This is a genomic window from Pseudomonas sp. UBA6315 (assembly GCF_002438125.1).
In the GTDB taxonomy this organism is placed as follows: Bacteria; Pseudomonadota; Gammaproteobacteria; order Pseudomonadales; family Pseudomonadaceae; genus Aquipseudomonas; species Aquipseudomonas faucium.
The window spans coordinates 22,224-35,767 of sequence record NZ_DJTF01000180.1; the positions used below are offsets into that span (position 1 = coordinate 22,224).

10 protein-coding genes are annotated in these 13,544 nt (G+C 67.4%); 9 read left to right on the top strand and 1 reads right to left on the bottom strand.

All coding sequences use genetic code 11. The features are described from left to right. Positions 1 to 63 precede the first annotated feature (63 nt). Positions 64 to 1,089, bottom strand: a complete 1,026-nt coding sequence (locus tag B3E94_RS21350; protein ID WP_286915095.1) for a LacI family DNA-binding transcriptional regulator — start codon at positions 1,087 to 1,089, stop codon at positions 64 to 66. Between the two features lie 249 nt (positions 1,090 to 1,338). Between B3E94_RS21350 and B3E94_RS21355 the strand changes: the two genes are divergently transcribed. From B3E94_RS21355 to B3E94_RS21395, 9 genes are all read left to right on the top strand, one after another. Then, positions 1,339 to 2,688, top strand: coding sequence for a uracil-xanthine permease family protein (locus B3E94_RS21355; RefSeq protein ID WP_176512137.1), 1,350 nt, complete (start codon positions 1,339 to 1,341; stop codon positions 2,686 to 2,688). Between the two features lie 21 nt (positions 2,689 to 2,709). Next, a complete protein-coding gene (locus B3E94_RS21360; RefSeq protein WP_236238337.1) occupies positions 2,710 to 4,107 on the top strand; it encodes an amidohydrolase family protein in 1,398 nt (465 codons plus the stop codon). 21 nt (positions 4,108 to 4,128) lie between these two features. Next, entirely contained in the window at positions 4,129 to 4,842 is a 714-nt protein-coding gene (locus B3E94_RS21365) for a sulfite exporter TauE/SafE family protein (RefSeq protein WP_236238336.1), read from the top strand. 46 nt (positions 4,843 to 4,888) lie between these two features. Continuing rightward, the gene (locus B3E94_RS21370) at positions 4,889 to 6,145 is read left to right on the top strand and encodes an OprD family porin (RefSeq protein ID WP_286915097.1); all 1,257 of its coding nucleotides are present in this window, start codon (positions 4,889 to 4,891) and stop codon (positions 6,143 to 6,145) included. 225 nt (positions 6,146 to 6,370) lie between these two features. Then, positions 6,371 to 6,853, top strand: coding sequence for a formate dehydrogenase subunit gamma (locus B3E94_RS21375; protein ID WP_286915098.1), 483 nt, complete (start codon positions 6,371 to 6,373; stop codon positions 6,851 to 6,853). Beyond that, a complete protein-coding gene (locus B3E94_RS21380; RefSeq protein ID WP_286915099.1) occupies positions 6,847 to 8,406 on the top strand; it encodes a formate dehydrogenase beta subunit in 1,560 nt (519 codons plus the stop codon). The genes B3E94_RS21375 and B3E94_RS21380 overlap by 7 nt, the downstream gene beginning before the upstream one ends. After that, entirely contained in the window at positions 8,403 to 11,273 is a 2,871-nt protein-coding gene (gene fdhF / locus B3E94_RS21385) for a formate dehydrogenase subunit alpha (protein ID WP_286915100.1), read from the top strand. The genes B3E94_RS21380 and fdhF overlap by 4 nt, the downstream gene beginning before the upstream one ends. Beyond that, positions 11,270 to 11,473, top strand: a complete 204-nt coding sequence (locus tag B3E94_RS21390; RefSeq protein ID WP_286915102.1) for a formate dehydrogenase subunit delta — start codon at positions 11,270 to 11,272, stop codon at positions 11,471 to 11,473. The genes fdhF and B3E94_RS21390 overlap by 4 nt, the downstream gene beginning before the upstream one ends. 201 nt (positions 11,474 to 11,674) lie before the next feature. Next, the gene (locus B3E94_RS21395; RefSeq protein WP_286915103.1) at positions 11,675 to 13,492 is read left to right on the top strand and encodes an ABC transporter ATP-binding protein/permease; all 1,818 of its coding nucleotides are present in this window, start codon (positions 11,675 to 11,677) and stop codon (positions 13,490 to 13,492) included. Positions 13,493 to 13,544: the final 52 nt, after the last annotated feature.

The following is a 13,544-nucleotide window of genomic DNA, read 5'->3' on the forward strand; positions in this document are numbered from 1 at the left end:
TCTGCCGCATGTGAAAATTGCGTCATCCAGGCATGGAAAATCCATCAAGTGGCGCGAATGGCGCTATGCCTGCCGGGTTGAGTCGCGCACCACCAGGCTGGGCATGGGGGCATGGATGCATTCGCGCGCGCCAGTGCCGTTGATGTGTTCGAACAGCAGTTCGATGGCGAGCGCGCTCACCTCTTCAAGGTGCATGTCCAGCGAGGTCAGGGGCGGGGAGCACTCCCGCGCACGCAAGCCGTCATAGCGGGTGACCACTTTCACATCCTCCGGCACTTGCCGCCCGCTGCCCTGCAGCGCCTGCACGGCGCCGGTGGCGAAGGCGTCGACCGGCACGCACAGGCCGTCGATGCCAGGGTGTGCCTGCAGCAGTTGCAGGCAGGCCGCCGCGCCCGCCGCTTCGCCACCGCCTTCATCGGCCCGCACGATCGCCGCCACCTGGCCGTGGCGCGCGCAATAGGCGCGGTAGGCCCGCTCCATGTCCAGGTAGGAATGCCGGGCCTGCGCGCCGATGATCAGGCCGATGTGCCGTGCGCCCTGTCGCTGCAGGTGCTCGAGCAGCAGCGCGCCGGTCTGTTCGCCGTGCATGTCGATGTACGGCAGCGCCTCCCGGACCTCGGGCTGGCGCCCGATGGTCACCACGTTTACCCCGCGCTTGCGCAGGCAGGCGACGTTGGGGTCGTCGGCGACCGGTTCGATGATCACTGCGCCGTCGATGTCCAGCGTGTGCAGCAATGCCTGCGCTTCGTCCATCGGCGGCACCAGCACCAGTGCCACGCCTTGGCGCATGGCCGCCTCGGTCGCGGTGGCGGCGATCTCCATCAAAAAGCCCAGGCGCGAGGAGCCACCGGCAACCGCGAATGGCATGGAAGAAAGCAGGGCGATGGCATTGGCGCGGCCGGTGCGCAGGCGCTGGGCGCGCAGGTTGGGGCTGTAGCCAAGGCGCTCGGCCACGGCCTTGACCATGGCCCGCGTTTGCGGGTCGACCTGCCCACGGTCGTTCAAGGCGTGGGAAACGGTGGTGCGCGAAACGCCTGCAGCGTCGGCGACATCGGCGATGGTGGGGCGGCGAGAAGGGCTGCTGGGCATGGGCGGGGCGGCTCTTTGAACGATGGCCGCAGTTATACGCTGCCACAAAGTCAGCGGCTACTTGCCGGCCCGTGTCGAACAGCCGTTGACACTGCCAAGGGTTGGGGCTAGATTTCAACCAAATCGATTTGGGTAAGTATAAAAATCGATTTGGTCTGGTAAATGCCTGCATTTTCCAGGCGGCTTCACCCAGCGCTTAATAACAATAATTCAATGGGCCGCCCAAGGCGGCTCAGCTTGAGGTGGGATATGCCGAATCGCGTCGATACACCGCTTTGCCCTGTTGACGAGCGCCTGCCCTGGCGCCAGTTGTTGATGTTTGGTGCCCAGCATGTGCTGGTGATGGCGGCATCGCCGATTGCCTCGGTGTTTTTGATGGCCACCGCGCTGGGCTTTTCCAGTGCGTTGACCCTGCAGTTGCTCAGCGCCACCTTCCTGGTCTGCGGCCTGGGCACGCTGGTGCAGTCGCTGGGCCTGCGCGGCTGTGGCGCGCGGCTGCCGTTCATCATGCTGCCGGGCGGCGCGCCGATCATGCTGTTCATCCTGATCGCCCAGCAGAACGGGGTCGCCACCGCGTCCGGTGCGGTGATCCTCACCGGCGCGTTCTACTTCCTGGTATTGCCGCTGTTCCGACGGCTGCTGCGGTTCTTTCCGTCCGTGGTGGTCGGCACCATGTTGCTGCTGGTGGCGGTCAACCTGGTCAAGCTCTCGGGGCAGTTGATCGTCGGCCAGCCTGGCAGCAGCCACTTCGCCGCGCCCGAGCAACTGCTGCTGGCCTTCGCCACCATCGCCATCACCGTGGCCTGCGCCCGGCTGTTGCGGGGCATGCTGGCGCAGCTGTCGATTCTGCTCGGCCTGCTGGGGGGCAGCTTGCTGGCGGTGGCACTGGGCGCTTTCGATTATTCAGGCGGCGGTGACGCCCCGCTGTTCAGCCTCCCTGCCTTCATGCCCTTTGGCGTGCCGCACTTCGACCTGTTCGCCTCCATCCCGCTGATGCTGTTCTGCCTGGTTTCGATGGTCGAGGCCACGGGGCAGACGGTGGCGATCAGCGAGGCGGTGGACAAGCCCCTGGATGTCGACCGCGATGTGGTGCGCACCATTCGCGGCGACGCCTTGACCTCGATCCTGGGCGGCTTCATGGGCACCTCGCTGATCATCACCAGCGGCGAGAACATCGGTGTGATCCGCGCCACCCAGGTGCGCTCACGCTATGTAACGGCCGTTTCCGGGGTGTTGCTGCTGCTGTTCGCCGTGCTGGCGCCGTTGGCGCGGCTGATCGAAGGCGTGCCCGAGGCCGTGGTCGGCGGCACCAGCCTGATCGTCTTCGCCATCGTCGGCACCATGGGCATCGACATGCTGCGCAAAGTGGACATGCGCAGCCACGGCAACCTGTACGTGGTGTCTGTCGCCCTGGCAGTCGGCCTGCTGCCGATTCTCGTGCCGGGCGTCTACAGCCAGTTCCCCAGTGGCGTGGCCGGCCTGCTCGGTAACGGCGTGGCCATGGGCGCGCTCACCGCGGCGGTCATGAACTTCCTCTTCCATTGCACGGGCGCCAAAGCCTCTTCGGCAGATGCCAAGGCCAAGCTGCTCAATCCCTGACGCGTACACTAAGGCTCACTTATGAACTCCATTGTTTCCAAGCATTTGGCGCTTGCGCCTGAACAACTGCTGGCTGCCGGCCAGTTGCTGGCCCCTGACTGGCTGTTGCTGCCCGAAGGGCCGCGCCGTGAGCAGGCCGTGCTGGTGGTCGATGGCCGCTTTGCCGACGTCGGGCCGCTGGCGCTGCTGCAGGCCCGGTACCCAGGCCATGCGCTGCTACGGCTGGAAAACCAGTTGATCATGCCCGGCTTCATCGATACCCATCACCACCTCAGCCAGAGCTTTGGCAAAGGGCTGGTGTTTGGCGAGCCGTCGGAGATCTTCCGCCGGGTGTGGATCCCGCTCGAGGGCTCGCTCGATACCGACCTGCTGTACCTGACCAGCAAGCTGGCGGCATTCGAATCGCTGCGCGGCGGCTTCACCACCGTGTGCGATGCCGGTACCCGTTCCCGGGAAGGGGTCGAGGCCATCGCCCAGGCGGTGCATGAGGTGGGCATGCGCTGCGTGCTGGCAAAAACCTGCAACGACCTCGAAGGTGAACGGGTGCTGGATGCCGCCGGGGTGCTTTCGCGGGCGCAGCAACACCTCGCGCAGTGGGACAATGACCCGCTGATCACGCCGTCCCTGGCGGTGCCGATTCCGGAAATTGCCACCGACAGCACCCTGGGGGCGGTGTATGGCCTGTGCCGTGAAGCGGGGAGGGTGTTCCAGAGCCATGTCAACGAGCACCTGGTCGCGGTCGAGCGCTCGCTCGAACGCTATGGCGTGCGCCCATTGGAGCACCTGCACCGGGCCGGTGCGCTCGGCCCTGGGGCGCTGCTCGCCCACGCAACGCTGCTCACTTCGAACGAAATCTGCCTGCTGCGCGAGAGCGGCGCCACGGTCAGCTACAACCCGGTGGCCAGTGCCTGGAAGGGCAATGCCGTGGCCCAGGCGCACTTGATGCACTGCCTGGGCATCCCCGTGGCGCTCGGCACCGACGGCACCCGCGGCGATGGCTTCCGCCTGCTCGACTACGCCGAGGCGGCGCAACGCTTTGCCCATGGTTTGCCGGTCGGCGACTCGGTGTGTGGCGGTGGCCAGCTGTGGCTCGACATGGCGACCCGCCAGGCCGCCGATGCGCTGGGCCTGGGCCAGGTGACCGGCAGCATCGCCGCCGGCCGGGCGGCGGATTTTTTGCTGGTGGACCTGGCGGTGCCGGAGCTGCTGCCGTCGTGGAACCTCAGCTGGGACCTGGTCCGGCTGGCCAACCGCGAGCAGATCCAGGCCGTCGTGGTGCACGGCAAGCTGCGCCTGTGGCAAGGCTGGCCGACCGATTGGGACGCCCGCGCGCTGATGCGCCAGGTGGACGAGCTGGCCAGAAGCGTCGTGCACCAGGCGCCCATCCATAAAGTGCATCCCCTGCCGACTGTGGCGTGACTCCCGTGGAACGAGCAAAAAATGAATCTACCTTTCGACCCCCTGTACCTCATCGCTGTCGCCGTGGCCTGCGGCGCGCTCGTCCAGGGCGCCACCGGCATGGGCTTCGCGCTGATCGTGGCGCCGGTGATGGGCTTGCTGGCGCCCCAGACGCTGCCGGTGAGCCTGTTGATCCTCATGCTGCCGTTGAACGCAGCCGTCGCCTGGCGCGAACGCCGCGCCATCGACTTCAGGGGCAGTTCGTGGATTACCCTGGGGCGCTTCGCCGGCACCTTTGGCGGGGTGTGGATCCTGCTCTGGCTGCCGCTTTCGCAGCTGAACCTGTTCATCGGCCTGTCGACCATCGCCGCCTGCCTGGTCACCTGGATGGCGCCTTCCTTCGTGCCGGGGCGGCGGGCGCTGATTTCCACGGGGGTCATCACCGGCATCACCGAAACCGCCACCGGCGTCGGTGGCCCGCCGCTTGCCCTGGTGTACCAGCACTCGCCGGTGGCCACCTTGAGAGGGTCGGTGGCGCTGTGCTTTTTGGTGGGGGAGGTGATCTCGCTGGTGGTACTGGCCCTGGGCGGGCATCTGCGCACCGAGCAGCTGTCTCCGGTGCTGGGCCTGTGCTTGCCCTTGGCGCTGGGTGTGATCGCCAGCAACTGGGTGCGCAATTACCTCGATGAAGCGCGCCTGAGGCGCTTCGTGCTGATCTTCGCCTTCGTTTCCGGGGCGCTGTTGCTGGTGCAGTAAGTCACGACCGCCGTATTCCACAACAAGTACAACAAAGGAATTCGCCATGTTGAACGTCAAGCTGCCCACTGGCTGGGCGGGTTTGCTGTGCCTGTGCGCCTGCGCGGTGGATGCCGATGCGGGGCTCGTCGACGAAAGCAAGGCGACGTTGCTGCTGCGCAATTACTACTTCGATCGCGACTACCGCGACACCGGCGCGGTGCAAAGCCAGCGCCAGGAATGGGCCCAGGGCTTCATCTTCAAAGCCACCTCCGGTTACAGCCAGGGTGTACTCGGCGCCGGGCTGGATGTGCTGGGGCTGCTGGGCGTGAAGCTGGACAGCAGCCCGGACCGCACCGGCACCGAATTGCTGCCCTATGACCATGATGACGGCCGCGCCCCGGGTGATTACGGGCGGCTGGGCCTGACCGCGAAGGTGCGCCTGGCGCGTACCGAATTGCGCGTGGGCGAACTCCTGCCAGAGCTGCCGATCCTGCGCTACAACGACGGCCGCCTGCTGCCGCAGACCTTCCAAGGCGCCATGCTCACCTCGAACGCCGTCGACCACCTCACTCTGCAGGCCGGGCGCATCCACGCCTTCAGCCCGCGCAGTGCGGCAGACAGCGAAGCGCTTTATCCATCGATCGCCGGCCGCACCGTGGCAACGGCCACCTCGGACCGTTTCACCTTCCTGGGCGGTGAGTACCGCCTGGGCCAGGCGTCGGTGCTGGGTGCATGGACGGCCGAGCTGCAAGACGTCTACCGGCAGAACTACTACAGCATTGCCCATGCCCAGCCGCTGGGTGGCTGGACGCTCGGCGGCGTGCTCGGCGCCTTCGACACGCGCGAGGCGGGGCAAGCCTTCGCGGGGCAGCTGGACAACCAGGCGGCGTCGCTGCTGCTGTCGGCCGCGCACGGCGGCCACCGCTTCTACCTGGGCTTGCAGCGGATGTACGGGGAGGATGGCTGGGTCACCATCGACCGCACCCTGGGCAGCACCCTGGCCAACGACATGTTCGCCAACACCTTCGTGTACGCCAACGAGCGCTCCTGGCAACTGCGCTACGACTACAACTTTGCCGCGTTGGGCATCCCCGGCTTGATGCTGTTGGCGCGCTATACCCATGGCGACCAGGTGCGCAATGCCGACACGGCGGATGGGCGCGAATGGGAGCGCGATGTGGCGCTCACCTACACCTTCCAGTTTCGCCAGCTGCAGGGGCTGAGCGTTCGCTGGATCAATGCCAAGGTGGGGCGTGATTTCGGCACGAACGACTTCACCGAGAATCGGCTGATCGTCAGCCTGCCCATCGAGCTGTTCTGAGCGGGTCGGTTTCAGGACGCGCCTGGTCGCTCGCATGCATCTGCCTGGCGCTACAAGTGCCATGCTTGTGTGATGCCGTGAGCCCAGTGCGCGCAGACGCACGGCCATCGGCAAGGAGGCGGCCGACACGCAACCGTGGCGTGGCCGGTATGCCGCAGCAGAACACGCCGGATACCTGCCCCGCCTACCCACCCAGGCAGGGTCCGTGATGCCGAGGTCCGCTGAATGCCTGATGAACTGCTTCACCTGCCTGCCATCCAGAGCATCCTGAGCCGCGAGAAGGACGCCCCTGGCGCCCTGTTGCCGATCCTTCACGCCATCCAGGACGCCATCGGCTTCATCCCCGAGGCCGCCGTGCCTCAGGTCGCCCACGCCCTCAACCTCAGCCTTGCCGAGGTGCGCGGGGTGATCAGCTTCTACCACGACTTCCGCACCTCGCCACCGGCCCGGCATACCTTGCGCCTGTGCCGGGCCGAATCGTGCCAGAGCCGCGGCAGCGAAGCGTTGGCCGCGCAACTGCGTGACCAGCTGGCGCTGGACGACCACGGCACCAGCGCCGACGGCGCCATCAGCCTGCGCCCGGTGTACTGCCTGGGCGCCTGCGCCTGTTCGCCGGCCCTGGAGCTGGACGGCCAGGTGCATGCACGGCTCACCCCCGAACGCCTGCGGGCGCTAGTGAACGGTTGCCTGGAGGACGCAGCATGCTGAAGCTGTTCATTGCCTGTGATTCCGTGGCGCGAGCCGTGGGCGCCGACCAGGTCGCCGCGGCCCTGCAGCGCGAGGCCGAGCGCCGGCAGTTGCCCATCGACATCCAGCGCACCAGCTCGCGCGGCCTTTATTGGCTGGAGCCGCTGGTGGAGTGCGACGGCCCGCAAGGGCGCAACGGCTTTGGCCCGGTCACGCCTGAGGCGGTGCCCGCGCTGCTCGATGCCTTGGCCGGCGAGCCGGGCGGCCATTCATTGGCGCTGGGGCCGGTCGAGCAGATCCCTTACCTGAAAAGCCAGCAACGCCTGCTGTTCGCCCGGGCGGGGATCACCCGGCCGCTGTCGCTGGACGACTACCGCGCCCATGGCGGCTTCGCTGGCCTTGAGCGGGCCTTGGCCCTGGGCGCTGCCGAGGTGGTTGCCGCCGTGCTCGATTCCGGCTTGCGTGGGCGCGGCGGCGCGGCGTTCCCGGCCGGGATCAAGTGGCGAACCGTGCGCGACGCCGTGGCCGGGCAGAAGTACGTGGTGTGCAACGCCGACGAAGGCGACTCCGGCACTTTCGCCGACCGCATGCTGATGGAGGGCGACCCGTTCCTGCTGATCGAAGGCATGCTTATCGCAGGTCTCGCCGTGGGGGCCAGCAAAGGCTACCTCTATGTACGCTCGGAATACCCCGACGCCATCCGCGTGCTGGGCCAGGCCATCGCCATCGCCCGCGCTGCCGGCTACCTGGGCGCGGACGTGGCCGGCAGCGGCCAGGCGTTCGACCTGGAAGTGCGCGAGGGCGCCGGTGCTTACATCTGCGGCGAGGAAACCGCGCTGCTCGAGTCCATCGAGGGCAAGCGCGGCATCGTCCGCGCCAAGCCGCCGCTGCCGGCCCTGCAAGGCCTGTTCGGCCAGCCGACCCTGGTGCACAACGTGCTCACCCTGGCGTCGGTGCCGGTCATCCTGGCCAAGGGCGCGGCGTTCTACCGCGACTTCGGCATGGGCCGTTCGCTGGGCACCATGGCCTTCCAGCTGGCCGGCAACATCCGCCATGGCGGCCTGGTCGAGCGTGCCTTCGGCCTGACCCTGCGCGAGCTGGTGGAAGGCTACGGCGGCGGCACCGCCAGCGGCCGGCCGCTGAAGGCCGCCCAGGTCGGTGGCCCGCTTGGCGCCTGGGTCCCGCCCAGCCACTTCGACACGCCACTGGACTACGAGGCCTTCGCCGCCATGGGCGCGATGCTGGGCCACGGCGGGGTGGTGGTGGCCGACGACACCCTGAACATGGCCAGCATGGCGCGCTTCGCCTTGCAGTTCTGCGCCGAGGAATCCTGCGGCAAGTGCACCCCGTGCCGCATCGGCTCGACCCGCGGCATGGAGGTGGTCGACCGGCTGATCGCCAGCAGTGGCTTCACGGAGCGCCACGACCAGGCCCTGTTGCTGCGCGACCTGTGCGACACCCTGCAATACGGCTCGCTGTGCGCCATGGGCGGCATGACCGCCTACCCGGTGGCCAGCGCGCTCAAGTACTTCCCCGCCGATTTCGGCCTGACCACCCCGGAGGCCGCCCAGTGATCAATTACTTCGACCCCGCCAGCGACCTGGGCACCCCCGCCCGCGACAGCGACGTGCAGGTCAGCCTGAACATCGACGGGCGCAGCATCAGCGTGCCCGCCGGCACCTCGGTGATGCGCGCCGCAGCGCTGCTCGGCACCAGCATCCCCAAACTGTGCGCCACCGACAGCCTCGAAGCCTTCGGCTCGTGCCGCCTGTGCATGGTCGAGATCGACGGCATGCGCGGCTACCCGGCCTCGTGCACCACGCCGGTCAGCGAAGGCATGGTGGTGCGCACGCAGACCCCGCGCCTGGCCGACCTGCGCCGCAACGTGATGGAGCTGTACATCTCCGACCACCCGCTGGACTGCCTGACCTGCTCGGCCAACGGCAACTGCGAGCTGCAGACCGTCGCCGGCCAGGTCGGCCTGCGCGAGGTGCGCTACGGCTATGCCGGCGCCAACCACCTGGCCGAGCAAAAGGACACCTCCAACCCGTACTTCGACTACGAGCCCAGCAAGTGCATCGTCTGCAGCCGCTGCGTGCGCGCCTGCGAAGACATCCAGGGCACTTTCGCCCTGACCATCACCGGGCGTGGTTTCGAATCACGGGTGGCCGCCGCGGGCGGCGACAACTTCCTGGCCTCCGAATGCGTCTCCTGCGGCGCCTGCGTGCAGGCTTGCCCGACCGCGACCCTCACTGAAAAAAGCCTGGTGCAGCTCGGCCAGCCCGAGCGGGCGGTGATCACCACCTGCGCCTATTGCGGCGTCGGCTGCTCGTTCCGCGCCGAGATGAAGGGCGACCAGCTGGTGCGCATGGTCCCGGACAAGAACGGCGGCGCCAACCACGGCCACGCCTGCGTCAAGGGCCGCTTCGCCTGGGGCTATGCCACCCACCCGGACCGCATCACCCGGCCGATGATCCGCAAACGCCTGGAAGACCCGTGGCAGGAAGTCGGCTGGGACGAGGCGGTGGCCTACGCCGCCAGCGAGTTCCGGCGCATCCAGCTCAAGTACGGGCGCGATTCGATTGGCGGCATCACCTCCAGCCGCTGCACCAACGAAGAGGCCTACCTGGTGCAGAAACTGGTGCGCACGGCGTTCGGCAACAACAACGTCGACACCTGCGCGCGCGTCTGCCATTCCCCCACCGGCTACGGCCTCAAGCAGACCCTGGGCGAGTCGGCCGGCACCCAGAGCTTCGACTCGGTGATGCAGGCCGATGTGGTGCTGGTGATCGGCGCCAACCCCACCGACGCGCACCCGGTGTTCGGCTCGCAGCTCAAACGCCGCCTGCGCCAGGGCGCGCGGCTGATCGTCATCGACCCGCGGCGCATCGACCTGGTCGACTCGCCCCACGCCCGCGCCGAGCTGCACCTGCAACTGCGCCCAGGCACCAACGTGGCCATGCTCAATGCCCTGGCCCATGTGATCGTCAGCGAGGGCCTGCTGGCCCAGCGCTTCATCGATGCCCGCTGCGAAACCGAGGACTTCGCCCGCTGGCGCGACTTCGTCAGCCTGCCTGAAAACGCCCCGGAATCTCTGGGGCCGGTGTGCGGCGTGCCTGCCGAACAAATCCGCGCCGCCGCCCGGCTGTACGCCACCGGCGGCAACGCGGCCATCTACTATGGCCTGGGCGTGACCGAGCACAGTCAGGGCAGCACCGCGGTGATGGGCATCGCCAACCTGGCCATGGCCACCGGCAACATCGGCCGCGAGGGGGTAGGGGTGAACCCGCTGCGCGGGCAGAACAACGTGCAGGGCTCGTGCGACATGGGTTCGTTCCCCCACGAGTTGCCCGGCTACCGGCACATTTCCAACGAAGGCGTGCGTGCCGAGTTCGAGCAGGCCTGGGGCGTGACCCTGCAGCCCGACCCGGGGCTGCGCATCCCCAACATGTTCGAAGCCGCGCTCGATGGCAGCTTCAAGGCCCTGTATTGCCAGGGCGAGGACATCGCCCAGAGCGACCCCAACACCCAGCACGTCACCGCCGCCCTGCGCGCCATGGAGTGCGTGGTGGTGCAGGACATCTTCCTCAACGAAACGGCCAAGTTCGCCCATGTGTTCCTGCCGGGCAGCTCGTTCCTCGAAAAGGACGGCACCTTCACCAACGCCGAGCGCCGCATTTCGCGGGTGCGCAAGGTGATGGAGCCGCTGGCCGGCAAGGCCGACTGGCAAGCCACGGTGGCCCTGGCCAACGCCCTGGGCTACCCGATGCACTACCGCCACCCGTCCGAGATCATGGACGAGATCGCCCGCCTGACACCGAGCTTTCGCCGCGTCAGCTACGCCGAGATCGACCGCCACGGCAGCCTGCAGTGGCCGTGCAACGATGTAGCGCCCCACGGCACCCCGACCATGCACATCGACCAGTTCGTGCGCGGCAAGGGGCGCTTCATGCTCACCGGCTACGTGCCCACCGACGAGAAGGTCAACAGCCGCTACCCGCTGCTGCTGACCACCGGGCGCATCCTCAGCCAGTACAACGTCGGCGCCCAGACCCGGCGCACCGGCAACGTCGCCTGGCATGATGCCGACCGCCTGGAAATCCACCCCACCGATGCCGAGAGCCGTGGCATCCGCGATGGCGACTGGGTGGGCATCGGCAGTCGCGCCGGGCAGACGGTGCTGCGCGCCAAGGTCAGCGGCCGGGTGGCGCCGGGGGTGGTGTACACCACCTTCCACTTCCCCGAGTCTGGCGCCAACGTGATCACCACCGACAACTCCGACTGGGCCACCAACTGCCCGGAATACAAGGTCACGGCCGTGGAGGTGGTGAAGGTGTTCCAGCCGTCGCAGTGGCAGAAGCGTTACCAGGACTTCAGTGACGAACAAAGGCGCCTGCTCGAGGAGCGGCGCAGCGCGGAGCAAGCCGAGGTGCGCCGATGAGCAGTGACAACCTGGTCAAGATGGCCAACCAGATTGCCCATTATTTCGATTGTGAGCCGAGCCATGAGCTGGCGGTGAAGGGGGTGCGGCAGCATCTGTTGAGCTTCTGGACCCCGGCGATGCGCCAGCAGCTGGGGGAGTGGATAGCGGCCAATGCGGGGCAGGGGCTGGACCCCAAGGTGGTGGAGGCTTTGGCTTAGGCGCTGGCTGCACTGGCCCTATCGCCGGCAAGCCGGCTCCCACAGGTACACCACAGCCATTGAGTCCTGTAGGTGTACCTGTGGGAGCCGGCTTGCCGGCGATAGGGCCGGTACAGACAACATGAAATGTCCGTCATTTAGGCCAGAATAATCCCGGCACAATGCTACGCTCGCGGAAACACTCTGCACGGATACCCCCCCATGGACATGAACTGGCACCAGGCCCTGCAAGAGAGCCTGAGCTGGCTTGCAATCGCCTCGTTCATCACCCTCATCGGTTTCACCGCCGCCGCTACCCTGGCCGTGCGCTACACGCGCTGGGGCCGGCAGTTCTGGCAGCTGGCCGGCCCGTACTTCACCTTCCGGCGCAGTTGGCGGCCGTTGCTCGGGTTTGCCCTGCTGCTGGTGCTGACGCTGTTCTCGGTGCGCATGAACGTGCTGTTCTCGTTCTGGTACAACGGCTTCTACAGCGCCTTGCAGGCCCTCGACCAGGCGGCCTTCTGGTACCTGCTGGGGGTGTTCGCGGTGCTGGCGACCCTCCACGTGCTGCGCGCGCTGTTCACCTTCTACGTGACCCAGGCGTTCAGCATCCAGTGGCGCGTGTGGCTGACCGAACGCCTGACCGGTGACTGGATGCACGGCGATGCCTACTACCGCGGCCAGTTCCTCGCCGAGCCGGTGGACAACCCCGACCAGCGTATCGAGCTGGACGTCAACGCCTACGTCACCAACTCGGTGTCGCTGGCGCTGGGCGCGGTCAGCGCGCTAGTGTCGCTGGTGGCCTTCACCGGCATCCTCTGGGGGCTGTCGGCGCCGTTGACGGTGGCCGGCTACGAGATCCCGCGGGCGATGGTGTTCGCCGTCTATGTGTATGTGCTGATCGCCACGTGGGTTGCCTTCCGCCTCGGCCAGCCGCTGATCCGCCTGAACTTCCTCAACGAAAAACTCACCGCCAACTTCCGTTACGCGCTGATGCGCCTGCGCGAGAACGCCGAGAACATCGCCTTCTACCAGGGCGCGCCGGTGGAGCGGGCGACCTTGCTCGGGTGCTTCGGCGCGCTGATCGTCAATGTCTGGGCGCTGGTGTACCGGAACCTGAAGTTCAGCGGCTTCAACCTGGGGGTCAGCCAGGTGGCCGTGGTGTTCCCGTTCATCCTCCAGGCGCCACGCTTCTTCAGTGGCGCGATCAAGCTGGGCGATGTGATGCAGACCTCCCAGGCGTTCGGCCAGGTGCAGGATTCGCTGTCGTTCTTCCGCGAGTCCTACGACACCTTCGCCCAATACCGCGCCACCCTCGACCGTCTGACCGGTTTTCTCGATGCCAACCGGCAGGCCGCCGCGTTGCCGCGGGTGCTCACCGAGGAGCAGGCGCAGGCCCTGGACATCAGCGGGCTGCAGGTGCTGCGCCCCGATGGCCATGCGCTGATCGCCAACCTCGACCTGCGCCTGCACGCCGGCCAGGCGCTGCTGATCAAGGGCCCCTCGGGCAGTGGCAAGACCACCTTGCTGCGCGCGCTGGCGGGCTTGTGGCCGTATGCCGAGGGTGAAGTGCGGCGGCCCACGGGCACCCAGGCGTTGTTCCTCTCCCAGCGCCCGTACCTGCCCCTGGGCGACCTGCGCACCGCCATCGCCTACCCCGCCGGCGGCACGGCCGAGGACCTGCCGCGCATGCAGCAGGCCCTGCGCCAGGTCAACCTGGCGCACCTGGCCGAGCGGCTGGAGGTGAGCTGCGACTGGTCGCACATCCTCTCGGTGGGCGAGCAGCAGCGCCTGGCGTTCGCCCGGGTGCTGTTCAACCGGCCGCAGGTGGTGTTTCTCGATGAGTCGACATCGGCGATGGATGAAGGGCTGGAGCATGCGCTGTATTCGCTGCTGCGCCGGGAGATGCCGCAGACCTTGCTGGTGAGTGTGGGGCATCGCAGCACGCTGGCGGACTTCCATACCCATCGGCTGGAAGTGGATGGGCAGGGCGGGTGGTCGTTCCTCGAGCAGCGGCCGGAGGTTGAGCTGCAGGTGTAGGTGTATGGGCTGGCCCCATCGCCGGCAAGCCGGCTCCCACAAAGTACCTGTG